Here is a 26749-nt window from a genome sequence, read left to right as displayed (position 1 = left end):
GATGATAGAGACGTACCAAGGTATAAAGATGATGTCACGCTTTATGAAGTGGATTGCCCTTATTGTCTTCATGTTTGTAATCGATTTAGCTCGTTTTATGGAGGCGCTAGAAAATAGTCTCTCACACTTTAAAAAGTGGTTAACTAAAAGTTAGAGCATACAAAATCTTTCCTTTAAAAATATGACAAAACAAGATTGTACACAGACACTGTTTGCGTGGATGGGTGGTAAACATCATCTACGTAAGAAAATTATACCGATTTTAAATAATATAGATCATAAAACTTATGTTGAATCGTTTTTAGGTTCTGGTGTTATTTTTTTTAATAAACGACCAGCAAAATATTCTGTTATTAATGATTTGAATGGAGAGATCACGAATCTGTTTCAATGTGTTCAAAATGACTTTGATGCTTTAGCCAAACGATTGGAGTGGTTTATTTGTTCAAGACAGTTGTTTTTTGAACTTGCATCTATTGCCCCAGAGAGCCTCTCTGAAGTTGAAAGAGCTGCACGCTTTTTGTTTCTCCAACGTTGTCTGATGTATGGGAAAAAAGATTACGCATCATTTAGCTTTGGCAAAAAGAGACCGGTTAGTTTTAATACCGAGAAGCTTTTATCAAGGATGAGGCGTGTTAGACAGAAGCTTCTAGATACAACTATCTTAAACTTATCGTGGGAGCGGGTTGTGGAGCTATTTGATGCACCCGATAGTTTATTTTATTTAGACCCACCTTATCTTGTAAAGAAGAAGTACTATAGTTCTGGGAATTTTGTTGAAAATGATTTTCAGAGCATGGCAAAAATTCTTAAAGGTATTCAAGGCAAATTTGTCTTGAGTCTGAAAGATTGTGATGCTGTAAAAGAGATTTTTAAAGATTTTGACTTTTTAGAAGTGAGACCCTTTGGACAGCAGGTACGGAAAAAAACGCCTAGAAAAGAAGTTCTGATTCACAATTGCAATATACAGATGATGATGTTATTTGATAGCGTTGTGGATTCTATATGCTAGGTGGTTCAAAAGGTGGTTTTTTTTAATAATTTTATAACTTATTGAAAAATAGTAAGGAATTACCATAAAATGGTACCTCTCGACCGCAGCATTTGTAGCTCTTCTATAATATTGTGTGGTATCAATATTTGCTTCATTTTTTATAATATATTGTTTTTATTGGTTTTTGTTTACTGTGTGTCATTTCTATACGATTTGCAAATCTGATAATATGCGCACAAAAGTGCAATTTGAAAGGTAATTCAAAAAATCATGAGGAAAATACGAACGCGTAATAGATTATCTGTCTATCTGTCAAAAAATTGCCTAAAGACAAATATGCTGATGGGACTGGACTATGGCTTATAAAAAACACCATTTAAGTTTTCTGTTTCTGGGGTGGATTTTCTTAAATATTTAACAATTTGTGTATTTTGATAGTGTGACTGTTGAAGTACACAAGCATGACTTCTCTCCAATGAAAATTACCCAATATGTGGAGGTATTTTCACCAAATTATGCCAAAATGGGGGAAAGCTTTATAAATCATCAATGCACCTCTGCTTCATCAACGTGAAACCATGCAATGTAGAGGGGTTTTCTTTTTGTATCATTTTAGTGTATCCTTAGAATGATTTTATTTCAGATTGATAAAAAATTGTATTTTTCTGCAAAATTTGAAATATTAAATCTTTTTAAGAGGGCTTGAGTGGTGTTAGTAAAAGGCATAGTATTTTTAAAGTGTTTAACATTCTTTATTTGCATATCTTTATTAACAGCATGTAGCGATTCCCGTGCTGTGCTTTGGCATGGAGTACATGCGACGCCCTCCATGATTGCTGCCCGACGGGAAGTTGAAAAAAAACCAATCCCTCCCAAAGCTATTGTTTCGGTGTATGTTGCAACAAGTCGTATGATGCAAAATAGCTATTCCCAACCTTATGGAGCAGAGCGATCAAGTAAAGTACACTACAATCGCGTTGACGTAGGCATTCCGCAACAACATGTAAAAGGGCTTGTTGAAATAAATTCTTATAAACCTACGCACGATAAGTATTTTGCAGCAGTGGCATTGCAAAAATACGATAACAAAGAACAATTTAAACAGCAATTAAATGCTGCTTTAGCAAAAAAGCCAAAAGGAAAAAGAGAGATTTTTCTTTTTATCCATGGCTATAATAACAATTTTGCGGATGGTACATTTCGTACTGCTCAATTTACATATGATTATTCTTTAAATGTTGTTACTGTCCATTATTCGTGGCCTTCTGCTGGATCCGTCCCTCTTTATATTTATGATCGTGATAGTGCCAATTTTGCTCGTGATGGACTCATAGAGCTTTTAACGCTCATTAGTGAAACCAATGCTGATCAGATTTCTGTTATTGCACATTCTATGGGCAATTTCGTCATCATGGAAGCGTTTAGAACTTTAGCATTACAGCGAAAATATAAACCTATTCATCGTATTACAAGTTTTTTAATGGCAGCGCCAGACATTGATATTGATGTGTTTGAACGTCAGCTTAATGATATTAAGAAATTGCCTCAACCAACCGCTATTTTGGTATCTCGTGCGGATAAAGCACTCGCTGTTTCAGGGCGTCTTACTGGTGGTCATCATCGTGTGGGAGATGGTTCAGATATTGAAATGTTGCGTAAAAATGGCATAGCTGTTCTTGATTTTTCTCATGTTGATGGTGGAACGCATGATGTTTTTGCCTCTTCGCCGACGTTGATGGCGCTTTCTCGAGAAGGATCTTTGGCTTCAACAATTATGCAGGGTACAGAGTTATCACCAAGTCAAGCACTTCTTGCTGATAGTAGTAGTGTATTGGAGAAAACAACACATCTTATTTTTTATACACCTGTACGCTTATTATCTCCATTAACTCCACATATAGGCGGGCAAAGAATGGAGCGGCGCTAGAGATAAATGAATTATGATGAAGGTTTTTAGCATTTTCTTTAGAATAGTTTTGTAAAATAAAAAATGAATAGCGGGATGAATGAAACACCAGTCATGAGGTGAGTGTGTGATGGTTGCACGAAAGCGCTATGTTAATACGCTTACACTCGTTGATTATTTATCTCATTCCGCAGTGAAGTTATTAGATATTCATGCTATGCTTTTAAAGGTGAGAGAAGGTCATATGGGGGAAAAACCAAATTTATTGCGTCAAATTGATTCTACAAAAAAACAGTTGGATGAAATAAGCCATGCTCTCATTTTAGAATATCGGAAACGCCAAGAAAATGAGCGCTTTTTAAAACAAATTTTGTTATCAATTTCTGATCAGCTTTTTGCGCTTAATAGTGGTTTCAAGGAAACTGGACGCCTTTTCTTTCAAGAGATGAGAATGTTGCAATCTCAAATGCAATGTTTCTACGAGGGGCAGGAAAAACAGCATTTATCAAATAGCCAAGAATCCTTTTGTTCTCCGTCAAAAATTGATGAAGTGATTCAGCAATTACAAAAAGCACGAAAAAGACTCATTGTTGAAAGCCCTCATCTTTTTGAGAGAGAATATTCAAGCTCAGAAAAAAAGATTTTTTGAACAAAACGTATTAATATAACATATTTTTAAGTTTATAGAAAATAATGCTATCAAAAAATCATAGCATTTTTAAGAAAAGTACCCAATTCTGACTATAAAGTTATTTTATAATAAACCCCTTTGATTTTTTATTGTAAAATCATTGAATTGTTCGCTAGTACCTTAAATGGTTATTATCTCATAAGGCTTAGAAAAATTCAATTATGAGAAAAAATTGGCAAAAAAGAATGCGCTAAGTGTGTTGAAAACTTTCTTCCCATACTTTTATTTAGATATCCTTTACATTTAAAATGCTGATTACAGTTTAAGTTTTGGCAATAAAAAAGCATGTTCCTTCCAGAGAAAGTAAAAACAATGACGGATAATTCTTCTCTTGATATCTTTCAATCCATTCTCTCACGGAAGTCGATTCGCGCTTTTACTAATCAACCAGTTTTTCAGGAAACAATTGAAGAAATTTTAAAATTGGCGGCACGTGCACCATCTGGAACGAATCTTCAACCATGGCAAGTCATTGTTCTTACAGGAGAAGTATTACAGAAGTTAGGAGAAGAACTTTCACGCCTCGTACTTTCAGGAGTAGAAGGAGAGCGTGAATATCACTATTATCCACGTCAATGGCGTGAACCTTATCTTTCAAGGCGTCGAAAAATTGGCTTGGATCTTTATAAGAGTCTTGGAATTCAAAAAGATGAGCAGGAAAAAATGCTTCGCCAAAAAGCGCGTAATTTTTCATTTTTTGGGGCACCTGTAGGACTTTTATTTACAATGGATCATGATATGGAAATGGGGAGCTGGCTTGATTTGGGTATGTTTATGCAGACTCTTATGTTAGCGGCTCGTGGATTTGGATTAGATACTTGTCCTCAAGCTGCTTTTGCTGATTATCATAAACAAATTCGTACATTCTTATCTGTTCCTCCTGAGCGGCATATTATTTGTGGTATGGCACTTGGCTATCGTGATACGAGTGCTCCAGAAAATAATTTTGAGACTGAGCGCGAACCAATCGAGAACTTTGTACGTTTTGTTTAGTGAGAACAGAAGATAAAATGTACAGATGAAAAATAATTTTTAGCTTTACCATTATCTTTTGATACAGCTTTACGACTTTCAAAAGTATCTAAGCTATGTCTTTTTGATAACGGCAATGCGTATTGCTTTCTGCTTTTGTTTCTCATAATCTTTCATGAGGGACATTTATCATGTCAAACAAAATGCCATTGTGTTGCATACTCATGCATTTTTTGAAAAGATATTTTTTCCATGGACACACGGACTATCTCATGGTGGTTGTTTGTAAATAATATCGTGGTAAATCCATTAAATATCATTATCTTTACGCTTATGAAGCAGTGCTGATCTTATCTATATTCTTTGCCAGTTTCCGATGTAGGCTTATAGCTTTTGCATTTAGAGCCTTTATCCTCACGCTAATTCTGTTTGTGAGGTGCAAGCAGATGATTTTGATTGATTCAAAATAAAAGAGATTTGAAGTGAAAGAATCGTACAATTTCAGGCTTCTTATTTAACAGAGAAAATGATGAATTATCGCTATAAATCATTTTATTATGTAACGTTCTTCATAGAAATGATGTTAAATGTAAGTATGCGTAAATTTTAAAGAACTTCAGCATTATAAATATATTTAAGTGGGAAGTTCTCATTTTTATTGAATTTTCATATTGCATGTTAACACTTATTTTACTACGCTTGAAACATTAAGAGAGTGATTGTTGTAAAATCATTGTCCATTTTAAGGGGTATCTATGGAAAGCGCTCTAGAAAGTAAGTGTTGGGTTGTAGCAAGAAGAGCAACATTCATATTTGTTGCTGTCATTTTTTTAGTTTATCTCGCAATTTGATTTTAAAGAGGACGACTGCGATAAAAGGCATATATTTAAACTCTATGTAGTTTGGGGGTGGGGTGTGTTTTTATCTGTTTTTGAGCTTTTTAAAATTGGTATTGGTCCTTCCAGTTCACATACGATGGGGCCAATGACAGCGGCTAATATGTTTTTGCAAGAGATTCTTGTACAAAGTCTTTCTCGACCATTGGGTGCTGTAGTTTCTCGTATACGTGTTTGTCTTTATGGTTCTTTGGCTTTTACAGGAATTGGTCATGCTACGGATAGAGCTATTATCTTAGGGCTTTTGGGAGAAAAAGCTTCGACTGTTGATCCTGATTCTATGGAAAATTTGTTAGAAAAGGTTACACGTGAAAAAGAGGTGCGGCCAGAAGGCCATCCTGCTTATCGGTTTAATTGGCAAGAAGACCTTATTTTTGAACGCACAAAAATTCTCCCTGGTCATACTAATGGCCTTACCTTTGAAGGGCTTGATGCTCATGGAAATGTTCTCTTGCAGCAGACTTATTATTCTATCGGTGGTGGTTTTGTCGTAACTGAGGATGAGTTAAGCCATTTGAATGGTAACATGCAATCGGAAATGTCTGCAGTGCCATATCCTTTTGATTCAGCCTCTAAAATGTTAGAGATGGCAAAAAAATCAGGGCTTTCAATTGCTGAAATGAAACGTATAAACGAAGAGACGAAGATGGAGCGTTCTACTCTTAATAGTGGGCTTGATGACATTTTTTCAGCTATGACAAATTGTATTGATAGAGGTCTTTCACAAGAAGGTGAATTGCCAGGTGGCTTGCATGTTCTAAGACGCGCTAAAAAGCTGCATGAAACACTTTTGGAAAATCGAAAGAAAAATCGTAATGACCCACTTTGGGCAAATGATTGGCTTTCGGTATATGCCATAGCAGTGAATGAGGAAAATGCGGCTGGTGGTCGTGTTGTTACAGCACCGACGAATGGGGCTGCTGGTGTTGTTCCTGCAGTCTTGCGTTATTACCTTCAATTTTATGACGATTCAGATCGAGAAGGAATACATAATTTTTTATTGACTGCAGCAGCTATTGGTGGTGTCATCAAGCATAATGCTTCTATTTCTGGTGCAGAAGTGGGATGTCAAGGGGAAGTTGGTACAGCATCTTCAATGGCAGCAGCAGGATTAACAGCGGCATTGGGGGGAACGCCAGCTCAAATTGAAAATGCAGCCGAAATTGCACTTGAACATCATTTGGGAATGACCTGTGATCCCGTTGCAGGTCTTGTACAGGTTCCTTGTATTGAGCGCAACGCAATGGGGGCTGTTAAAGCTGTGACAGCTTCTTCTCTTGCTTTACATGGTAACGGGGAACATTTTGTTTCTCTTGATGCCTGTATAGAAACAATGCGCCAGACGGGGCATGATATGAGTGAACGTTATAAGGAAACGAGTAAAGCTGGACTCGCAGTTAATGCAATCTCCTGTTAGTCAGTACGACGATAAGAACGTGCTACTTTACTTCCGATTATCAGGCTTAGAATGGGTTCAGAGATCTCACAAGAGACATAAGTTGTTTCAGTGAATCATTTACGTAAACTAGAGTGAAAGCCATGAGGGCAAGCTTCAAGTCCAGTCTGCCACATCTATTTTTCTTTTGCCATACACTTTGCAGTAAGTGGACCGCAACCAGACGCAGAGAAAAAGAAATCATTACGAGAAAGCAGAAGCACTTGTTTGAAAATTTTGAATGTCTCTGATGATAAGAGGACAAAAAACTTTGTTGTAGCATTGCTTTTCCTTTTCATATTCTCAGCAGGAATAATCCAGATATCTCCATCAATTACATCTTGATGGATATAACGCAAGGGAACCTGTACGAACATTTATCAGGATAAGTAGATGTGAAGCCGTGGATACTTTACAAAGTGGTTTTAGGGCGTGGTTTCCCAAAAGAGCACATGCTTTTTCTATTGCTTGTAAATCAACACCACACCGAACGTAGCCGCATGTTTGAGACAAAGATTAAGACGGGGAAGAGCTCTATTAACTGGTGTTGCTTTTTTGTATGCTAGAGGGGGCGAGTGTATTGCGTATATCAGTTTGGGTAATCTCTGAAATAGGTAGACAGTCTCATTTGGAAAAAATATGAAATTTTAAGGGTATAAAACAATTCCCACCCTTACCATCTTTTTTTAATTCAACTTTACGACTTTCACAAATCTCTAGAGCAATATCCTTGAATAATGAAGATTGTTGCGCATTGATGTTCTTTAATGGGAGCAAGCTTCTCACGCAAAACAGAATGCCATTGGATTGCTCATTCACGTGCTCTTTTTTAAGAAATCTTTCTTAAAGTACTCAAGCCTATTTCACGATGGCGCCTGTGAATGGTATAACGGTAAATTCATTGAGCACCCTCATCTTTACGCTTGTGAAGTAATAAGTCGGTACTATCATTAATACTTGCCATCCGCCAATGTTTCTATAGTTCTTGGCACCTAAGACGGTTTATAAGAGCCCTTTTTACTCCTTTCTTAATAGTTTTTATCCACAAACTCATCCTACTTGTGATGTGCAAAGGAATGGTTTTGATTGATTTAACATGGAGAAAGATTTGTAGGAGAGATTTTAGCATATCCAAGATGCTCATTCAATATGAATGAACGCTGTATTATCTATATCAATCATGTCTTGTTAAGTATGTAATGGATGGTTATCTGAGGACATTTAATATTGTAAACTCTTTATGGAGTGTTTATCATTTACGATAAGTAAAAGGGATATTTCGGTTATATATTTGTTATCTTCCATATTTTGCCAACTGTTTATATATTAAGATGGTTTATAAGAAAGTGTATCAGTTCTTTCTAAAATAAATTTATTCACAAATCATTTGGCCTGCGGCGCGCAAGAAAGTAAACCGTTTTTATCGATTCAGTTTAGATAGGTTTGGAATAAGAGAGTATTCTCTATTTGGCTCTCCCATGCAGATTATAAAACGATAAATTATTTTATAAAGATGTATAGTGTAAGACGAATGAATTGATTTTGCATTATTAAATTATCAGTTTCATGTCATATAAACGGTTTTATAAGACAATATTTTTTTTCATTCACAATTACTCATAGTCAGCAACATCCATTTGATCGTAGTACGAAAAATGATATGGTATATGTGAAAGAAATTGCTGACGCGTAAAAGTTGTAAAGAAGTATGATAGTGATAAAGAAGGATGCCACCCCTTTGTATTGCGTTATACGATCTATGGATAACAGAAAAAGTGGAAAGGGGCATATAAAGAGTTATGTTCTACAGTTATCTTGTATTTTGAAAAAATACAAGTTTAGGAGATAGCTTGAAAATTTTGTACAACATTTATCATTTCTTAGTGAATTCAGATGTTTTCAAAGAGTGTTTTTTGTTATGATACAATCTCATAAATGTGAAAATAAGCCTTCCAATAGGATAACTCCTTTTTCATAAAAAAGGTCAAGAACAATCAAATTAAAAAGTAAGCCAATAGTAGGTACTTTTTATTTTCTTTATAAAGAATAGCTTTATTGAAAAGTAAAATATAAAAGTTGGCACGAATGTGTTACCGAAATTCTTATGATTTTCAGGAGCAGTGCATTAACTCCAGCACTTTTAAGATTTAGGCAACGCTCGGATATTTTTATCAATACAATATTTCCTATAAAAATTATCTACGGAATTTAAAATTTGTTGCTCCCAGATGAATTTTAATAGGGACATTACCGGTTTGGCTTGCAACACGTAAATGTATACGTACAGGAGGCATCGTAAGACGACGGTTGCGCATTGTTTGGCAAATGAGAAGATTGACTAGAGACTGTGTGTCTGATGTTGCTGGAGTGTATTTTAAAGCAGTGAGTTTTGTCACTGCATTGTGAAGGGAGCGTAATGAGAGAAAGGATGATTGCTTCAATAACTTTTCTTTTTTATTGGGTGAAGCAAGAGCATTATGTTTCATGATACTATCCTTAACGCGGAATCCAAAAACTTTTAGTAAGCTACAGTGTAGCAGTTAAAATTTGCTTTCTTTAACGTAGAACAAGCATCGAATGCTGCTTTTTTTGATTGAAACCCTACAAACCGTGCACGATAATAACGACGTCCGTTTTTTTCAAACAGTTGCATATGTGAAGATGTCATTTTTAGAGTGGAATAGGCTGTATTTTTTGCTTTTTGAAGCAGAGTTTGTGCTTGTTCTTTACTTGGAAGTGAACCAATTTGGACAGCCCATCCAGCATTTGTGGATAAAGAAGCTGTAACAATTTTAGTCTCAACGGATATCATTTTCTGAGGATTAGGAATTGGTATAATTGCTTGGTTTACTGCGGCTATTGCTGTATTGGAATTTTTAGGTTGTTCAGCAAAGGCCGTCAACATCGTAGAAATTTCGTCATCAAGATTGGTTGGTTCTGCTTTAATGGAGGGAATAGGAATATGAGCACCAGAGGGTAAGTTATAGTGTACGGAAGCCATTAAATGTCCGTTATTTTTCATCTTGCTGGCTTTTGGCAGATATTGGTTTAATAAGCTTGCCATGTGTTTATCACGTGCGATAGAGGATTTTCCTCCCATAACGACAGCAACGATAGAGCGTCCTTCAAGGTGCATCGAAGATGCTAAATTAGAACCTGACATTTGTGTGTATCCTGTCTTAATTCCATCGACACCTTTCATTGTTTTAACGAGTCTATTGTGGCTATTAATGGTATGCCCACGGAAAGTAAAACTTTTTGTTTTGAACAATTTATACTGTTGTGGAAAATGTTTGCGTAGGGCTAGCGATAGGGTTGCCATATCTCGTGCTGTGGAATAGTTACCCAGATCTGGGAGTCCTGAAGCATTTGTGAAGTTCGTATGAGTCATACCAAGTTTTTTGGCTTTAGCTGTCATCATCCGAGCGAATTTTTTTTCACTGCCACCGAGATATTCCGCAATGGCAGCGGCAACATCATTTGCTGATTTTGTAATAAGTGCTTTTGCTGCTTCTTCGGCCGAAATTGTTTGACCTGCTTTAAAGCCGATTTTTGTTGGTGGGCGCGTTGCTGCGTAAGCTGAGATGGGGATTGGTGTATTGGGCGTTACACGACGCATGTGCATAGCTTCAAAAAGCATGTACAATGTCATTATTTTTGTTAAAGAAGCGGGGTAACGTTTTAGCGTTGAATTGGCTTGAAATAAGGTTTTTCCTGTATTTGCATCTATAACGATAGCCGCATATTTATCAGGGTAAGCTTCTTGAGGAGTAGCAAATGCCCAAGAGTAAGAAAAGGCTAAAACAATAAAAGCAATTGCTATTTTTTTGTAGCAACAGGCAACTTTTTGGCAATTAATATACACTTGCAGTATCCTATTTCTCCATTTACGCTAAAAAAATCTGTAAAGCCCCTTTTTGCAGCTTTTTGATGCAATTTAGATGAATGGTATTACTAATTTATTTACAGAAGATATTTTGGGAATTTCCATATTTGAATTAAATCCATAACCACAAAGGAAAGTTTGCTTCTTTACACAAACAGGTATTGCAATAGTTATGAAAGAACTTAAAATTAAAAAATATGCTCCATAGGAAATAATGATGGCACAGAAGCTGATAATGAACTCTATAGCGCGTATTATACAGAATAAAAAAGGCAAGAATTGGAAAAAAAACAGACAGGATGCTCTCATCTTGCCAAAGATGAGAGTGAAACTCCAAAAACCTAAGTTATGTCGTGTGTTTTTACTTAATGATGATTATACCCCTATGGATTTTGTTGTTTTTATTTTAGAAAATTTTTTTCAAAAAAAATTCGAAGAAGCAACGCGTATTATGCTAAATGTTCATCAGAATGGGGTAGGCGAATGTGGGATTTATAATTATGAAGTTGCTGAAATGAAGATAGTACAAGTTAGAGAGTGCGCCCATCAAAATGAATACCCATTACAATGTGTAATGGAATGGAAGTGAGGGATTATGCCATCTTTTACATCAAGTCTTGAAGAAGTTTTGCATCGCGCATTAACAATTGCTACGCAAGCGCGGCATGAATATGCAACATTAGAGCATCTTCTGCTTGCTCTACTCGATGATGCCGATGCAAATTCCGTTATTCAGGCTTGTCAGGTAGATGTAGAAGAACTGCGAAAGCGCTTAACCAACTATATCCAGTCAGAATTGGATGTACAGATTAAAGCCGATGAAGACACAAAACCAACAACATTTTTCCAGCGTGTTATCCAGCGTGCTGTGATTCATGCTCAATCAGCTGGAAAAGATGAAGTATCAGGAGCAAATGTTCTTGTTGCAATTTTTTCTGAACGTGAAAGCCATGCGGCCTATTTTCTTCAAGAGATGGGTATGACACGCTATGATGCTGTGCGTTTCATTTCACATGGTATCACACGGGATGAGGGATTATCCATGTTACTTGAAGGGCTTGAGGAGCAATTAGATCAGCAAATTTCAGACAGTGATGAAAAGGTCACAAGCGCACTGGCAAATTATTGTGTTGATCTTAATTGTAAAGCACGTAATGGAAAAATTGATTTATTAATTGGTCGTGAGATGGAAATCTCACGCATGATTCAGATTTTATGTCGAAGATCAAAAAACAATCCCCTTTTAGTTGGTGACCCTGGGGTTGGAAAAACTGCTATAATTGAAGGATTGGCAAAACGCATTGTGGATGGACAAGTTCCTGAGGTTTTATTAAATACAACGATATTTTCCCTTGATATGGGAGGACTTGTTGCTGGTACACGTTATCGTGGTGATTTTGAAGAACGCTTAAAGCAAGTTATTAAAGAATTTGAGCAATATCCAAATGCTGTTTTATTTATTGATGAAATTCATACCTTAGTTGGAGCAGGGTCTACATTAGGCGGAAATATGGATGCGGCAAATCTTTTAAAACCTGCATTGTCTTCTGGAATTATTCGCTGTATTGGTTCGACGACTTACAGAGAATATCGCAAATTTTTTGAGCAAGATCGTGCTTTAGAGCGCCGTTTTCAGAAGATTGATGTTAACGAACCTTCTATTGCCGATGCAATTAAGATTGTGCAAGGTCTAAAGCCTTATTTTGAAGATTTTCATCAAATCAAATATACGGATCAGGCAATGAAGGCATCGGTAGAATTATCTTCACGTTATATGATTGAGCGCCGACTGCCTGATAAAGCAATCGATGTGATTGATGAAAGCGGGGCAGCACAAAAGCTTTTGCCCAAAAAACAACGAAAAAAGAGTATAGGCGTTAAAGAAATTGAAGCCACTGTTGCCACTATGGCACGGATTCCACCAAAAGCAATTTCTCGTGATGATCAGAAGATACTCAGTAAGCTTGAAAAAGAACTTAAACAAGTGGTTTATGGGCAAGACCAAGCAATTTCCGCATTAGTGTCATCAATTAAATTGGCAAGGGCAGGATTACGTGAATCAGACAAACCAATAGGAAATTATTTGTTTTCTGGACCAACGGGGGTAGGAAAAACTGAGGTTGCAAAACAACTTGCATCTTCTTTAGGCGTTGAGCTGTTGCGCTTTGATATGTCAGAATATATGGAACGGCATACTGTAGCACGCTTAATCGGTGCTCCTCCAGGTTATATAGGGTTTGATCAAGGAGGACTTCTTACAGATGCTGTTGATCAAAATCCTCATGCTGTTTTATTGCTGGATGAAATTGAAAAAGCGCATCCAGAGTTGTTTAATATTTTATTGCAAGTCATGGATTATGGTAAATTAACAGATCATAATGGCAAAAAAATTGATTTTCGTCATATCATTTTAATTATGACGACCAATGCTGGTGCATCAGATATGGCAAAATCAGCGATCGGATTTGGAAAAGTACATCGCGATGGGGATGATATTGAAGCAATTAATCGACTTTTTACGCCAGAATTTCGTAATCGGCTAGATGCGATCATCCCATTTGCTCCTTTATCTCAGTCTATTATCAATCAGATTGTACAAAAATTTATTTTTCAACTTGAAGCACAATTAGCTGAGCGGGGAGTTTGTTTTGAGTTAAGTTCTCCTGCAATGATTTGGCTTGCCAATAAAGGATACGATTTTCAGATGGGGGCACGCCCATTGAGCCGTGTTATACAAGAACATATTAAGAAACCCTTAGCTGACGAGATTTTATTTGGAAAGTTGCGTAATGGTGGCATGGTTCGCGTATTAACGCAAAAAACAAATGGAGAAAAAGAAAAGTTGCAGTTAAAAATTTCTTCTTCTCATTTGTCTGTTGCTGCAAAAAACAACAAAACAACACCTTTTATTAAAAAACGTGTGAAGAAAAAAAGCTCAACAACTTAAGAATGCTTTAAAGGGCAGCGCGGATTTTTTTTGCGTTCTCTTCAAGTATTTCTGTAGGCGTGATAACGTTATTATGGGCGGCGAGTTCTATTCCTTCCATACGTGGTATGACGTGGAAATGAAGATGATAAACAGTTTGTTGGCTCGCTGCTTCATTAAATTGCATGACTGTTATACCGTCTGCTTGAAAAGCTTTTTTGACAGCATTGGCAATTTTTTGCACGGCTTTAATAACTGGAAACAATGTTTCAGTGTCCGCATCCAGTAAGTTTCTAGAGCCTTTTCGGGGAATAACTAGAGTATGACCTGGTGCTTGTGGCATGATATCCATAAATGCAATGACATCTTCATCTTCATAGACACGAACAGAAGGGATTTCATTGCGAATCAGTTTAGCAAAAACGTTGTTATTGTCATAAGCTTGTTTCATATCAAGAGCTCCTTTTACACGTTTTTATTTGGCACTTTAATTTCAAAACTAAAGAAAGCGAAGATTGGTAGAGTACTCAAAAAAGAGAGATTTTGCATTTAAGTTTGTCTTTTATGGAGATACGCTAACATGAATGAAAATTTAGACTTCTATGATAGCTTCAACTTCTACGGGAACATTCATAGGAAGAGAGGCAACACCTATCGCAGAACGGGCATGCTTTCCAGATTCACCAAGAATATTGACAAGTAAATCAGAAGCTCCATTGGCGATAAGAGGAATATCGGTAAAATAAGGATCGACAGCAACAAAAACAGTGATTTTTATCACGCGTTTTATTTTCGTTAAATCACCGAGCGCTGCCTTGATTTGTGCAAGAACGTTGAGTGCACAAACTTCAGCTGCTTTTGTTGCTTGTTCGGCATTAACGGTTGTACCAACTTTACCGATTGCTATTGGTTTTCCATCAACAAGAGGGAGTTGTCCAGAAATAAAAAGTTGGTTACCACTTTGTGAGGTGGTTACGTAATTGGCAATGGGTTGTGCTGCTTGAGGAAGAGTCATTCCTCGTTCTTTAAGGTAGATTTCAATGGCATTGGTCATAATTTTAACTCCGTAGCTTTTTAACGAATATATCCCTTGCATAAACTATTTTTCAATTTAAGGAAATGTGTGGTTAATTGAGAAGCGAGCCTTTTTTGCCTTATTGTATGATGTTATGCAACGGGGATAGAATTGGATGTTGGGTATGATCAGATCGTTATTTATAATAATTTTATATGTTGTTTTTTTATCTACTGCGAGAGCTGAAGAACCGATTCTTATTGCACCTCATCGAGCGATTTATGATTTTCAGCTTGATAGTGTTTCTCATGAAATGACAATTTCGGGAATGACGGGGAGAATGGTTTACGAGCTGACGGGGTCAGCATGTCAGGGCTATACCACACGTTTTCGTTTTATCAGCCGTATCCATATGGAAGATATGCCAGTGCGTTTGACGGACCAACAGACGACGAGTTATGAAACGAGTGATAGTCGTACATTTCATTTTAATGTTACAGATCAAGTCGGACAAGAGGTTGTACATCGCGCCGAAGGAGTAGCAGAGCGGGTTCAAGACGGTATTATGGTGAAACTAAAAAAGCCAAAGGAAAAAGAATACAAACTTGCAGTCGCTGAGTTTCCCATTATGCAACTCAAGAATATTATTCGTAATGCAAAAGCAGGACGTCATTTTTATAATGTTACCGTATTTGATGGAACTGATAAAGCAGACAAAGTGATTAAAGAAAGTATTGTTATTGGAGAAAAGACGCGGCCGCATTCTGATATTGAAACAAAAAAAATGGGAAAATTGGATGAAGAGGAATCTTGGCCTATTACAATTTCTTATTTTGATGATGTAGAAAAAAGAGATGGCTTGCCAGTCTATCGTACCAGTTTTCTCTTATATGAAAATGGTGTTATGCATGATCTTCGTATGGATTATGGGACTTTTGCGGTGCGTGCTCAATTGAATAGTCTTGAGTTCCTCGAGACTGGAAAAGATTTTAATCAATGTGAACATTAAAGAATTGTAGAAAATAACTTGAAAAAGAATCAAATATTAGTATGTTTACACTATTCCACACGCGGAGTTTGGGTGTTTGCTAAAAATCAAAAGTAAGCATCCACCGGTAGTAGGGTCCACCTGCTTTTTCCGCGGAGGCTAAACCGGAAAGGATAAATTATGGCACTACCAGATTTTACTATGCACCAGCTTTTAGAAGCAGGTGTTCACTTTGGCCACCAGACACATCGCTGGAACCCAAAGATGACTCCCTATATTTACGGTCAGCGTAATAATATTCATATTATTGATCTTGCTCAGACTGTTCCTCTTTTACATCAAGCACTTAAACTTGTTTCAGATACCGTTGCGCGCGGTGGGCGCATTCTCTTTGTTGGCACTAAGAGACAGGCTTCTGAGATTATTGCTGATGCTGCGAATCGTTCGGCACAATATTATGTTAATGCGCGTTGGCTTGGTGGTATGCTCACGAACTGGAAGACGATTTCCCATTCGATACACCGTTTGCGTAAGCTGGATAAAATTCTCGCTGCTGAAGCACAGGGATTCACTAAAAAAGAACGTTTAAATCTTGAACGAGATCGTGAAAAACTTAATCGTGCACTTGGTGGTATTAAAGATATGGGATCTGTTCCAGATCTTATATTTGTTATCGATACAAATAAAGAGAATATCGCGCTCCAAGAAGCAAAACGTTTAGGCATCCCCGTTATTGCTATTATTGATACCAACTGCGATCCAGATAACGTTACCTATCCGATCCCAGGTAATGATGATGCGTCGCGTGCAATTTCTCTTTATTGTGATCTTTTTGCTCGTGCAGCTCTTGATGGTATTGCACGTCAACAAGGAGCAATGGGTATTGATTTGGGAGCTCAAGTTGATGCGCCTGTAGAAGCTGTTTTGGAAAATGAGGTTCCAGTTTCCGAGTAGTATTTAAAACGTCCGTTTGAGATGGTTATTTTCTAAAGAAAAGGTTATAGGCGTGCGTAGAATTTTCTTTTAGCACGCTTTCATCATTACAGAATAAAGAGGAAGACATGAGCATTACTGCTGCACAAGTGAAAGAACTTCGGGAAATATCAGGCGCTGGTATGATGGACTGTAAGGCAGCATTGGCAGAGACCAATGGTGATATGGAAGCTGCTGTTGATTGGCTTCGTAAAAAGGGGATAGCCAAAGCAGATAAAAAAGCTGGTCGCACGGCTGCTGAGGGATTAATCGGAATTGCATCAAAAGATTCAAGTGCCGTTTTGGTTGAAATTAATTCTGAAACAGATTTTGTGGCGCGCAATGATGTCTTCCAAGACATCGTGCGCAATGTGGCAACCGCTGCTTTAGATGTACAGGGCGGTGTTGATTCTGTTTCTGCGTCTCTTTACCCTCATTCTGATAAAACTGTAGAGACTACCATTAAAGATGCAATTGGTACCATTGGCGAGAATATGACATTTCGACGCTCTGCTAAACTCTCTGTTGAGAATGGTGTTGTTGCTACTTATATACATAACAGTGTCGCTGATGGTCTTGGTAAGCTTGGTGTTTTGGTTGCTATTGAGACTACAGGAAACAAGGAATCCGCTGCTGCTTTTGGTCGGCAAGTTGCAATGCATATTGCTGCAACCAATCCTTTGGCGCTAACAGCTGGAGATGTTGATTCTAGCGCTATTGAGCGCGAAAAAGCTATTTTTTCAGATCAAGCGCGTCAATCTGGAAAACCTGAAAATATCATTGAGAAAATGGTGGAAGGGCGTATGCGTAAGTTTTTTGAAGAAGTTGTTTTACTTTCTCAGGCTTTTGTTATGAATCCTGATATGACTGTGGAAGCCGCTTTAAAGGATGCTGAAAAATCAATTGGTGCGCCAGCAAAAATAACAGGTTTTGTCCGTTTTGCACTAGGGGAGGGAGTGGAAAAAGAGGAGACTGATTTTGCTGCAGAGGTTGCAGCAGCTGCAAAGGGTTAACTCTTTTAAATGCGTATTAAAGGTTTAAAATCATAGTATCGATTATAAACACTGATATAAAAATATGATTATGGAGAGGGCGTCACGGAATAAAGTGGTGCCCTTAATATGTCGAAAGCAAAATAAATGTGCTTTTGGGGAGAGTATCAATGATATTAACACCAAAATATAAACGTATCCTTTTAAAGGTTTCTGGTGAAGCTCTTATGGGGGGGCAGAGTTTTGGAATTGATGTTTCCGTTGCAGATCGTATTGCCTCTGATATTGCTGAAGTGCGGGCAATGGATGTGGAAGTCGCTATTGTTATAGGGGGAGGGAATATTTTTCGTGGAGTTGCTGTTGCTTCACATGGGGGGGATCGTGTGACGGGGGATCACATGGGAATGCTTGCAACTGCTATTAATTCTTTAGCATTGCGAACATCATTGACAAAATTAGGGATTGAAACGGTTGTATTGTCTGCGATTGCCATGCCGCAAATTTGTGAAAGTTTTTCACAACGTAAAGCGATAGGTTATATGAATCAAGGGAAGGTTGTTATTTTTGCTGGTGGTACGGGTAATCCATTTTTTACCACTGATTCTGCTGCAACTTTACGTGCTGCAGAAATTGGTGCAGATGTCCTTTTAAAAGGGACACAGGTAGATGGTATTTATTCTGCAGATCCCAAAATAGATCCTACAGCTAAGCGTTTTGATCAATTGACACATGTTGAAATTCTCCAATGGGGGTTATCCGTTATGGATACAACAGCCGTTACTTTAGCACGCGAGAATAATGTACCAATTATTGTGTATTCTATTCATGAAAAAGGGGGGTTAGCTAAGGTATTAAATGGAACGGGACGGTTTACAATAGTATCAGAATAAGAGTAAGCTTCAAAGCATAATTGAAGGAGACAGAGATATGAATGTTACATCGATTATGGATGATCTGAAACGTCGTATGGATGGCGCTATTTCCGCTTTTAAACATGAATTAGGTGGTTTGCGGACTGGACGCGCCTCTACCAGTTTATTAGAGCCGTTAACAGTTGAGGCTTATGGTTCTGTTGTACATATAAATCAAGTTGCAAATATTTCTGTTCCAGAACCGCGAATGCTTTCAGTCTCTGTGTGGGATAAAACGATGGTAGGAGCTGTGGAGCGTGCTATTCGTGATTCTGGACTTGGTTTAAATCCCATCACTGATGGTACGAATTTACGTATTCCTTTACCTGAATTAAATGAAGAACGTCGTAAAGAACTTGTAAAAATTGCACATCAATATGCAGAGCAAGCTCGTGTTGCGACCCGCCATGTTCGCCGAGATGGTATGGATAATTTAAAAAAATTAGAAAAAGAAGGTGAAATTGGTCAAGATGAAGCCCATGGCTTGTCTGATAAAGTTCAGAAACTTACGGATGAGACGATTGCTGATATTGATAAAATTTTAGCTGTAAAAGAAACTGAAATTATGCACGTTTAAGGCGGTTTTTTGTAAAAATAGGGAAAAAAGCGAAGCTTGTGTTTCGTTGATAGCCGCACATGGTAGGTTTGTCGTAATTATATCTTGTAAAGAGAAAATTGCTTTGAAGTGGTAGATATTCAAAATTTTCTATATTGTACGTTGCATGAAGTTCTCGCTGATATACGTTCTGAATAAGACGATGTAATGGTTGTTATTGCGTTGCATGATGAAAATGTTTTCATGATTGGAGATTTCCAATATTCTATAGAAAGCTTCGGAAAAGAGGTCGCGCAAAGGGGAGGAAATGCGTTTATGTAAAAAATCGCAAATCTCTCCTAAAATTAACATATATGGCAGGAGCTTTCTTATTTTAAAGGTTGATTGTTTTTTTGAAAGCATATTTTAAAAATTGATCTTGAGACTTCGTTTTTTTGCCTATTTTTACTAACTATTGATCTTATAAGTGCCATCTTGGTATATTGGGTCGTTTATGATAAATTGTAGAAACATGCAAAGGTATGAATATAGACACGCTGTGTAGTAAAGTTCTTTGCATATGCCAATTTTAAGTTTGTCTTTTTTTATTATTTGGAAGTTGTTTTGTCTAATCTTATTTATCGTATTCTGACTGCTTTTGTTTTTGGCACTATTGCTTTGTTTTTAACGTGGTTGGGAGGAACTTTCTTTTTTGTGTTTGCATGGGTTATCGGTGGCTTTATTCTTTATGAATGGATTAGTATTACTAGAGAAAAATGGCGGGACTCACAAAAAATATTAGCGAGTATTTTCTATTTGGTTTTTGGCTTTTTTTTACTTTCGGGTGCATCAGCTTTATTTATTTTTTGTCTTTTGATAGTTTTGGCAGCAGTGTTAGCTATTGGCCCCATAAAAAAGAGTGGATGGGTTTTTTCTGGTTTTTTATATGCCTCTTTTCCAGTTGTCGCTTTATCCTTTTTACGAGGACATGAAACATTAGGTTTTCAAGTTGTCATCTTTTTGTTTACGATAGTATGGGGAACAGATATTGCCGGTTATTTTAGCGGACGCACATTTGGTGGGCCTAAACTCGCACCCAAATTTTCTCCTAATAAGACATGGTCAGGAGCAATTGGTGGTACGCTTGTTGGATTGTCTGGCGGTATATTGGTTGTTTTTCGTTTTTTTGAGGTAAATTTAACGAGCTTTTTTGTACCATTCCTTGTCCTTATTTTATCCATTTTTTCGCAATTGAGTGATTTAGGGCAATCATGGCTCAAAAGACACTTTTCTGTTAAAGATTCCAGTTCATTATTACCAGGGCATGGTGGGTTTATGGACCGTATGGATGGCTTGGTAGGGGCTGCTGTTCTTCTTTATTTAGTTGGTTCGTTTATGTCTAATATGGATACACCCTTTAATCTCTTTTGTATGATTTAATGAGGAGGAGAGATTTTGGAATTTTTAAATCATATGTTCACCGTGGGTGACTTGTTTTTAAGAAGTTTGAGTATTTTTTTTATTATTATGATGATCATTTTGGTGCATGAAATGGGGCATTATCTTATTGGTCGGTGGTGTGGTATTAAGGCGTCTGCTTTTTCGCTTGGGTTTGGTCCCCAAATATTAGGCTATACAGACAAGCGTGGTACACGATGGCGTTTGGCGCTTATACCCTTAGGAGGCTATGTGAAATTTGTTGGGGATGGAGATGATGTGTCATCATTCCAGTCCTCTCCAACTGTCGAGGGTTCATTGGCTAATGCGCATGCTTGGAAAAGAGCGCTCACTATTTTTGCTGGTCCCTTATTCAATTTCTTTTTCGCCATTGTGATTTTAACGTTTTTTTTCTTTATTCATGGTCGTGTCGCCATTGAGCCCGTTGTTGGATCTTTGGTAAAAGATTCTCCTGCTTTTCAGGCAGATTTGAAATTAGGCGATCGTTTTATTGAAATGGATGGTCGCAAAGTTGAAAGTTTTGAAGATTTGATCACTTATGTGACTTTGCATAGTAAAGATCCTATAGAATTTAAAATAGAACGCATGGGTCGTGTGTTTACGACGGTGATTACACCAAAAGTCATTGAACAAAATGATGGATTTGGTAACAGAACTCAAGGTAGCATCATAGGTATAGGCGCTCCCGTTGATCCTGATAATCCTACACGTTTAGATCCAGCTTACATAAAGCATATTCGTTATGGTTTTGTAAAAGCTGTAGGAAAATCGATAGAACGTACCACATTTATTGTTACCCAAACAATTTTTTTTATAAGTCGTTTAATAGGAGGAAAAGAAGATCACTGTGGTATAAGTGGGCCTTCACGTATTGCTAAAATTGCTTGGAAAGTAAGTGAAACAGGTTTTGTCTCTTTGTTGAATTTTATGGCTTTTCTCTCAATAAGTATTGGACTTATTAATCTTTTTCCACTTCCGCCACTTGATGGTGGGCATTTGGTATTTCAGGTATTTGAGGTCATTACAGGAAGATCAGTACCTATTAAAATTCAAGAGATTATTTTTCGCTTAGGTTGTTTTGTTCTCCTCCTCTTTATGACTTTTGCGATCTTTAATGATTATTTTTGTTGGTTTAGCTAATTAAATTATGGAAAACATTTCATAAATTGGGTAATAATGGAGAAAATAAATTAAAGGTCGTTTACCATGTCCGCAAAATATTGTGGCATCGTTTGCTATAATCAGTAATTAAGGGATAATAAAGTCTCGCTGTGAAGAAAGAGTTATTATGGCGGTTCGCTTTTTGAGGCATCATGTCCAAGGAATAAGAGTAAGGTAAAAAAAGCCAATGAGTACGAATTCGAAGTTTTTAAATGCAGCATCTGTATTGGTATTAGGTATGAGAGTGATCGCTCCAGCAGCAGCCTTTATGTCAATTGCGATGATTGGAGAAGTACAGGCATCTGTGGTCCGTTCCGTTGAGGTTCGTGGGAATAAATTTGTAAGCGCACAGGCCGTTCGAGACAATATAGGCATTAAAGCTGGACAGAGTTTTTCTAGTGGCGATGTCGATGCTGCGGTAAAGCGTCTTTTTGGACTAGGCCTATTTTATGATGTGAAAATAAACCAAGTTGGCGATAAACTTGTGGTGTTTGTCAAGGAATATGAAATAGTTAATCAGGTGTTATTTCAGGGAAATAAATCTCTTAAAGATGCTGACCTTAAACGATTTATTTCTTTAAAACCTAATGAACCTTTCAGTTCTGCTAAGCTTTCAACGGATGTTAATACGATTCGTGAAGCTTATAAAACTGTTGGTCGTAATAGTGTCGCTGTTACAGTTCAAACCATTAACTTGGGGAAAGGACGTGTAAATGTGGTATTTAATGTCGTTGAAGGACGAAAAACAAAGATTGGAGACATTATTTTTAAAGGAAATCTTGCTTTTGCAAGTCGCCGTTTGCGTGATGTGATTTCAACAAAGTCTTCAGGAATGTTCTCAATGCTCTTGGGAGGGGATGTTTATAGTGAAGAACGTTTAGCTGCTGATGAAGAAGCACTCCGTCGCTTTTATTATAATCGTGGCTATGCTGATTTTCGTGTGATTTCTTCTCAAGCAACTTTTGATCAAGCAAGTAATACATATAAAATTTATTTTGTTCTTGATGAAGGTGTGCGCTATAAAATTAGTGATATTCAAATTGAAAGCGATATTGATGGGATTGATATTCAAGCTGTAAAGGGACTTCTTAAAACTCGGTCGGGTGATATTTATAGTGCAGAGGACATTGAACAGTCCGTTGCAATTATCAATAATAGAGCTGCTGATTCGGGGTATGCTTTTGCTAAAGTTGAGCCACGGGGAAATCGTAATTTGGCAAATCATACAATTTCGATCTCGTATAACATTGAACAGGGACAACGCGCTTATATTCAACGTATTGAAATACGTGGTAATGACAAGACGCGCGACTATGTCATTCGCCGTGAGATTGATTTGAATGAGGGGGATGCTTACAATCAAACTTTAGTACAGCGGGCAAGGCGTCGTTTAGAAAATTTAGGATTTTTTAAAGCTGTTAATATTTCAATGGTTCCTACAGACCAGCCTGATCAGGTTACCTTAGTGATAGATGTTGTTGAGGCTCCAACAGGAGATCTTTCTTTATCTGGTGGATACACAACGGGTGGTACAAGCCCTGGTATGTCTCTTGAAGCGTCTGTTACTGAACGCAATCTTGGAGGACGAGGTCAGTATGTTCGTTTAGGATTAGGTGCTGGGCAAGAAAAATCCCGTAATTACAATTTGTCGTTTGTTGATCCTTATTTCTTGGGATATCGTTTGTCTGCAGGTGTTGATATTTTCCGTAGTACTTATCGTGCTGATAAAGCATATGATGTACGTCAAACCGGTGGATCACTGCGATTCTCCATCCCCATTAATGATCAATTATCTGCTAATTTGGCTTATTCTTATGTTCAGGAAGAATATGATTTTGGTAAAGAGTATGACTTAAATAAAGAATCAGACATAAGAGAATTATATGGGAAGTATTCTGGGGCGATTGTTCAAGCAGCAAAACAAAGCCCTTGGAAGCGCTCATCAATTAGTTATGGTTTTACTTATAATACTATTGACGATATGAAAAATCCTCATGATGGATGGTACGCGCGTGTTATTCAAGAGTATGCGGGACTTGGCGGAAGTGCAAAATTCCTAAAGACAACTGGTAAAGCAATGATGTATAAGACATTGTCTGAACAGATGGATCTTGTCGGTTTATTTTCTTTTGGCGGGGGTTATATCCACGAAATAGGCAAAGATGGTGTTCGTATCTTTGATATGTTTAAAATAAATTCTGATATGATTCGAGGATTTAAATACAATGGGATAGGTCCACGTCAGGTTTCCAGTAAGGGTGAGGTTTATTTCTTAGGTGGGACGACATATATGAATGCAACTGCTGAAGTGCAGTTCCCTATACCTGTTGTTCCTGAAGGGTTAAGATTACGCGGCGCTTTATTTGCAGATGTTGCAACGCTCTATGGAAATAATTATCGACCTGTTATTGAAGGCGAGCCCCCCGTTACACATACAAGAAGTGCTTGGCGTTCGTCTGCTGGGGTGAGTTTAATGTGGGATTCACCGTTTGGTCCTTTGCGTTTTGATTATGCTTGGCCGATAAAGAAACAGGAAGGTGATCGTTTGCAAAAATTGAATTTTGGTATTTCTACAAAATTCTGATTTGAATTTTCTTTAGAGGAAAAATTGGAGAAAATGGATTAGGCTGGGAGAGAAAGTGTTTTGATGGCGGATACATTTTTTTTTACGCCGTCCCGGCGATTGACGGTTGCTAATGTTGCGGAATTAACAGGGGCAAAACTTCTTAATCCAGAGTTTTCTAATACAGTGATCAATACTCTTTCTTCACTTGAAAGTGCGGTGGAGGGTTCTCTTGTGTTTGTAGAGAATCGAAAGTTTTCTGATGCTCTCATAGGAAGTTCTGCTGTAGCCGTTTTTTGTACGAATGAAATTGTTTTTAAAGTTCCTGAAACTATGGCCATTTTGGTTACCTCTACACCACAGCGTGATTTTGCTCAGATTGGGCGTATTTTATTTCCGGATTCTGTCAAGCCAATGCCTTGGTTTGGACAGAGAGAAATTTCACCGCATGCGCATATTCACCCAACTGCTAAATTTGCGCATGATGTGTGTATTGAAGCGGGAGCTGTTATCGGTCGAAATGTGGAGATTGGTGCTGGAACTCTTATTTCATCTACAGCTGTTATCGGTGAAAATTGTCGTATTGGGCGTGACTGTTATATCGGTCCAAAGGTAACAATTCAGTATTCTTTAATAGGTGATAGAGTTCAGCTTTACCCTGGCGTTTGCATTGGACAAGATGGTTTTGGTTATGTTGGGAGTGTTTCTGGAATTGAAAAAGTTCCACAACTTGGTCGTGTGATTATCGAAGATGGTGTAGAAATCGGTGCGAACACGACGATTGATCGTGGGACATTTGAAGATACCATTATTGGTGAAGGAAGCAAAATTGATAATCTTGTCCAGATTGCACACAATGTAAAGATTGGTCGCTATTGCCTTATTGCTGCGCAATGCGGGGTTGCTGGAAGTACATCAATAGGTGATATGTCTCAACTTGGTGGAAGTGTTGGAGTCGCAGATCATATTGCAATCGGTAAATGTGTTCAAATTGCTGCTGGTAGTGGTGTTATGAATGACATTCCGGATGGAGAAAAATGGGGAGGTAGTCCAGCGCGGCCATTTAAACAGTGGTTTAGAGAAGTAGCGGCATTGCGTAATATTGGCAAAGTGAGAAAGGAGAAACGCTAATATGGTCAACAGCGGAGAGATGAGAAATTTGGAGGCTGTAGATATTGAAAAATTGCTCTCAATATTACCGCATCGTTATCCGTTTTTATTGATTGATCGTATTGTTGATATTGATGGAGAACAACAGGCTATTGGTATTAAAAATGTAACTATTAATGAGCCACATTTTACAGGACATTTTCCTGCAAAGCCTGTCATGCCTGGAGTATTGATTTTAGAGGCTATGGCGCAAACAGCGGGAGCTATTTCACTTTTACAATTAGGGAATACGCAAACAAATTTGGTTTATCTTATGACTGTCGATAATGCGAAATTTCGTAAGCCTGTTGTGCCTGGTGATCAGCTCAAGATTCATGTTCAACTTTTAAAAAAGAGAGCTGGTATGAGGCGTTTTTCGTGTGTTGCAAAAGTAGAAGATGTTCGCGTCGCTGAAGCGGAAATTGCTGCGATGATTATCGAAGAAAAGTAAACAAGATTAATAGGAATTTAACAATGTCCGGTACAAAAATCCATCCAACGGCTCTTGTGGAAAAGGGAGCGCAGCTTGGTGAGAATGTACAAGTTGGGCCATTTTGTCATATTAGTTCAGAGGCTGTTATTGGTGATGGATGCAGTTTGATGAGTCATGTTGTGATAATGGGTGACACAACATTAGGTGCTAATAGTAAAGTATTTTCACATGCAGTTTTGGGAGCAGAACCGCAAAATAGTAAACATAAGGGAGGTCATACAACCCTTTCTATTGGTAAAAATTGTACGATTCGTGAAGGCGTGACAATGCATAGGGGCTCGGATTCGAGCGTCGGAATGACTATTGTGGGTGATTATTGTCAGTTTTTTTGTTATGCGCATATTGCTCATGATTGTCATGTAGGAAATCATGTAACATTTGCCAATAATGTGATGATCGCTGGTCATGTTACTGTTGGCGATTATGTTATTATTGGTGGTGGTGCTGCTGTTCACCAATTTGTTCGTGTTGGGCATCATGCATTTATTGGCGGTGTATCTGCATTGGTGGGCGATCTCATTCCCTACGGAACAGCTGTTGGTGTGCAGGCAAAATTAGCAGGATTAAATATCATTGGTATGAAACGCGCAGGCTTTGAACGTAAAGATATTCATGCATTACGTCACGCTGTTACTATGCTTTTTGATCATAGTAAGCCGTTTAAAGAGCGTGTGAGCGATATTTCTACTGTCTATTCTACTTCTCAATCTGTTGTTGATGTCGTTAATTTTATTAAAGAAGAAGGAAAACGTTTTTATTGTACACCCAAATTTGAAGGTGATAGAATAAAAGAAAATAAGGATTAA

22 protein-coding genes and 1 pseudogene are annotated in these 26749 nt (G+C 37.6%); 18 read left to right on the top strand and 5 right to left on the bottom strand.

Going from position 1 to position 26749, the window contains the following annotated elements:
* Positions 1-220: 220 nt before the first annotated feature.
* From PVV64_RS06890 to PVV64_RS06870, 5 genes are all read left to right on the top strand, one after another.
* On the top strand, positions 221-1012 hold the full coding sequence (locus PVV64_RS06890; protein WP_273760372.1) for a DNA adenine methylase: 792 nt from the start codon (positions 221-223) through the stop codon (positions 1010-1012).
* 688 nt (positions 1013-1700) lie between these two features.
* A complete protein-coding gene (locus PVV64_RS06885) occupies positions 1701-2921 on the top strand; it encodes an alpha/beta hydrolase (protein WP_273760371.1) in 1221 nt (406 codons plus the stop codon).
* A gap of 109 nt (positions 2922-3030) precedes the next feature.
* Positions 3031-3549 (top strand): hypothetical protein, encoded by a 519-nt coding sequence (locus PVV64_RS06880; protein WP_273760370.1) that lies wholly within the window; start codon positions 3031-3033, stop codon positions 3547-3549.
* Positions 3550-3903: 354 nt separating this feature from the next.
* Entirely contained in the window at positions 3904-4584 is a 681-nt protein-coding gene (locus tag PVV64_RS06875) for a nitroreductase (RefSeq protein ID WP_273760369.1), read from the top strand.
* An 894-nt stretch (positions 4585-5478) separates the two neighbouring features.
* Positions 5479-6876: an L-serine ammonia-lyase gene (locus tag PVV64_RS06870; RefSeq protein ID WP_273760368.1), complete on the top strand. Its 1398-nt coding sequence runs from the start codon at positions 5479-5481 to the stop codon at positions 6874-6876.
* Here PVV64_RS06870 and PVV64_RS06865 read toward each other — a convergent pair.
* From PVV64_RS06865 to PVV64_RS06855, 3 genes and pseudogenes are all read right to left on the bottom strand, one after another.
* A pseudogene (locus tag PVV64_RS06865) lies at positions 6873-7948 on the bottom strand (integrase). The gene PVV64_RS06870 and the pseudogene PVV64_RS06865 overlap by 4 nt on opposite strands.
* Positions 7949-9089: 1141 nt before the next feature.
* Complete coding sequence (locus tag PVV64_RS06860) at positions 9090-9380, bottom strand: hypothetical protein (RefSeq protein WP_273760367.1); 291 nt, start codon at positions 9378-9380, stop codon at positions 9090-9092.
* Positions 9381-9412: 32 nt separating this feature from the next.
* Complete coding sequence (locus tag PVV64_RS06855) at positions 9413-10759, bottom strand: D-alanyl-D-alanine carboxypeptidase (protein ID WP_273760366.1); 1347 nt, start codon at positions 10757-10759, stop codon at positions 9413-9415.
* A gap of 238 nt (positions 10760-10997) precedes the next feature.
* On the opposite strand from PVV64_RS06855, the gene clpS reads away from it, so the two are divergent.
* Entirely contained in the window at positions 10998-11369 is a 372-nt protein-coding gene (gene clpS / locus PVV64_RS06850; RefSeq protein ID WP_273760365.1) for an ATP-dependent Clp protease adapter ClpS, read from the top strand.
* Between the two features lie 6 nt (positions 11370-11375).
* The gene (clpA, locus tag PVV64_RS06845; RefSeq protein ID WP_273760364.1) at positions 11376-13727 is read left to right on the top strand and encodes an ATP-dependent Clp protease ATP-binding subunit ClpA; all 2352 of its coding nucleotides are present in this window, start codon (positions 11376-11378) and stop codon (positions 13725-13727) included.
* Positions 13728-13734: 7 nt separating this feature from the next.
* On the opposite strand, the gene PVV64_RS06840 is transcribed toward clpA, so the two are convergent.
* Together PVV64_RS06840 and PVV64_RS06835 are read right to left on the bottom strand one after the other, a co-directional pair.
* Positions 13735-14157 (bottom strand): HIT family protein, encoded by a 423-nt coding sequence (locus PVV64_RS06840; protein WP_273760363.1) that lies wholly within the window; start codon positions 14155-14157, stop codon positions 13735-13737.
* Between the two features lie 141 nt (positions 14158-14298).
* Complete coding sequence (locus PVV64_RS06835) at positions 14299-14760, bottom strand: RidA family protein (RefSeq protein WP_273760362.1); 462 nt, start codon at positions 14758-14760, stop codon at positions 14299-14301.
* Positions 14761-14905: 145 nt separating this feature from the next.
* Between PVV64_RS06835 and PVV64_RS06830 the strand changes: the two genes are divergently transcribed.
* From PVV64_RS06830 to lpxA, 11 genes are all read left to right on the top strand, one after another.
* The gene (locus PVV64_RS06830; RefSeq protein WP_273760361.1) at positions 14906-15730 is read left to right on the top strand and encodes a cell envelope integrity EipB family protein; all 825 of its coding nucleotides are present in this window, start codon (positions 14906-14908) and stop codon (positions 15728-15730) included.
* Positions 15731-15889: 159 nt separating this feature from the next.
* Positions 15890-16663, top strand: a complete 774-nt coding sequence (gene rpsB / locus PVV64_RS06825) for a 30S ribosomal protein S2 (RefSeq protein WP_273760360.1) — start codon at positions 15890-15892, stop codon at positions 16661-16663.
* Between the two features lie 107 nt (positions 16664-16770).
* On the top strand, positions 16771-17694 hold the full coding sequence (tsf, locus tag PVV64_RS06820; RefSeq protein ID WP_273760359.1) for a translation elongation factor Ts: 924 nt from the start codon (positions 16771-16773) through the stop codon (positions 17692-17694).
* A 149-nt stretch (positions 17695-17843) separates the two neighbouring features.
* Positions 17844-18563, top strand: a complete 720-nt coding sequence (gene pyrH, locus PVV64_RS06815) for a UMP kinase (RefSeq protein WP_273760358.1) — start codon at positions 17844-17846, stop codon at positions 18561-18563.
* 37 nt (positions 18564-18600) lie between these two features.
* Positions 18601-19161, top strand: coding sequence for a ribosome recycling factor (frr, locus tag PVV64_RS06810; RefSeq protein WP_273760357.1), 561 nt, complete (start codon positions 18601-18603; stop codon positions 19159-19161).
* 582 nt (positions 19162-19743) lie between these two features.
* Positions 19744-20559, top strand: coding sequence for a phosphatidate cytidylyltransferase (locus PVV64_RS06805; protein ID WP_273760356.1), 816 nt, complete (start codon positions 19744-19746; stop codon positions 20557-20559).
* A 15-nt stretch (positions 20560-20574) separates the two neighbouring features.
* Positions 20575-21717: an RIP metalloprotease RseP gene (rseP, locus tag PVV64_RS06800; RefSeq protein WP_273760355.1), complete on the top strand. Its 1143-nt coding sequence runs from the start codon at positions 20575-20577 to the stop codon at positions 21715-21717.
* Between the two features lie 208 nt (positions 21718-21925).
* Complete coding sequence (gene bamA, locus PVV64_RS06795) at positions 21926-24322, top strand: outer membrane protein assembly factor BamA (RefSeq protein WP_273760354.1); 2397 nt, start codon at positions 21926-21928, stop codon at positions 24320-24322.
* A 63-nt stretch (positions 24323-24385) separates the two neighbouring features.
* Positions 24386-25432 (top strand): UDP-3-O-(3-hydroxymyristoyl)glucosamine N-acyltransferase, encoded by a 1047-nt coding sequence (gene lpxD / locus PVV64_RS06790; protein WP_273760353.1) that lies wholly within the window; start codon positions 24386-24388, stop codon positions 25430-25432.
* Position 25433: 1 nt separating this feature from the next.
* Positions 25434-25901 (top strand): 3-hydroxyacyl-ACP dehydratase FabZ, encoded by a 468-nt coding sequence (gene fabZ / locus PVV64_RS06785; protein ID WP_273760352.1) that lies wholly within the window; start codon positions 25434-25436, stop codon positions 25899-25901.
* A gap of 23 nt (positions 25902-25924) precedes the next feature.
* On the top strand, positions 25925-26749 hold the full coding sequence (lpxA, locus tag PVV64_RS06780; protein ID WP_273760351.1) for an acyl-ACP--UDP-N-acetylglucosamine O-acyltransferase: 825 nt from the start codon (positions 25925-25927) through the stop codon (positions 26747-26749).

Origin of the sequence: Bartonella sp. ML70XJBT.G, assembly GCF_028618575.1 — a bacterium.
Taxonomy (GTDB): domain Bacteria; phylum Pseudomonadota; class Alphaproteobacteria; order Rhizobiales; family Rhizobiaceae; genus Bartonella.
The sequence above is the reverse complement of the archived record's forward strand: the minus strand, read 5'-3'. Positions and strand labels throughout refer to the sequence as shown.

Excerpts from the sequence above, each read along its gene's own strand:
- lpxD (WP_273760353.1), top strand. The coding sequence starts at position 24,386 with ATGGCGGATACATTTTTTTTTACGCCGTCCCGGCGATTGACGGTTGCT.
- lpxA (WP_273760351.1), top strand. The coding sequence starts at position 25,925 with ATGTCCGGTACAAAAATCCATCCAACGGCTCTTGTGGAAAAGGGAGCG.
- PVV64_RS06860 (WP_273760367.1), bottom strand. The coding sequence starts at position 9,380 with ATGAAACATAATGCTCTTGCTTCACCCAATAAAAAAGAAAAGTTATTG.
- clpS (WP_273760365.1), top strand. The coding sequence starts at position 10,998 with ATGGCACAGAAGCTGATAATGAACTCTATAGCGCGTATTATACAGAAT.
- PVV64_RS06830 (WP_273760361.1), top strand. The coding sequence starts at position 14,906 with ATGATCAGATCGTTATTTATAATAATTTTATATGTTGTTTTTTTATCT.
- tsf (WP_273760359.1), top strand. The coding sequence starts at position 16,771 with ATGAGCATTACTGCTGCACAAGTGAAAGAACTTCGGGAAATATCAGGC.
- frr (WP_273760357.1), top strand. The coding sequence starts at position 18,601 with ATGAATGTTACATCGATTATGGATGATCTGAAACGTCGTATGGATGGC.
- fabZ (WP_273760352.1), top strand. The coding sequence starts at position 25,434 with ATGGTCAACAGCGGAGAGATGAGAAATTTGGAGGCTGTAGATATTGAA.
- rpsB (WP_273760360.1), top strand. The coding sequence starts at position 15,890 with ATGGCACTACCAGATTTTACTATGCACCAGCTTTTAGAAGCAGGTGTT.
- pyrH (WP_273760358.1), top strand. The coding sequence starts at position 17,844 with ATGATATTAACACCAAAATATAAACGTATCCTTTTAAAGGTTTCTGGT.
- PVV64_RS06875 (WP_273760369.1), top strand. The coding sequence starts at position 3,904 with ATGACGGATAATTCTTCTCTTGATATCTTTCAATCCATTCTCTCACGG.
- PVV64_RS06880 (WP_273760370.1), top strand. The coding sequence starts at position 3,031 with ATGGTTGCACGAAAGCGCTATGTTAATACGCTTACACTCGTTGATTAT.
- bamA (WP_273760354.1), top strand. The coding sequence starts at position 21,926 with ATGAGTACGAATTCGAAGTTTTTAAATGCAGCATCTGTATTGGTATTA.
- clpA (WP_273760364.1), top strand. The coding sequence starts at position 11,376 with ATGCCATCTTTTACATCAAGTCTTGAAGAAGTTTTGCATCGCGCATTA.
- PVV64_RS06835 (WP_273760362.1), bottom strand. The coding sequence starts at position 14,760 with ATGACCAATGCCATTGAAATCTACCTTAAAGAACGAGGAATGACTCTT.
- PVV64_RS06890 (WP_273760372.1), top strand. The coding sequence starts at position 221 with ATGGGTGGTAAACATCATCTACGTAAGAAAATTATACCGATTTTAAAT.
- PVV64_RS06840 (WP_273760363.1), bottom strand. The coding sequence starts at position 14,157 with ATGAAACAAGCTTATGACAATAACAACGTTTTTGCTAAACTGATTCGC.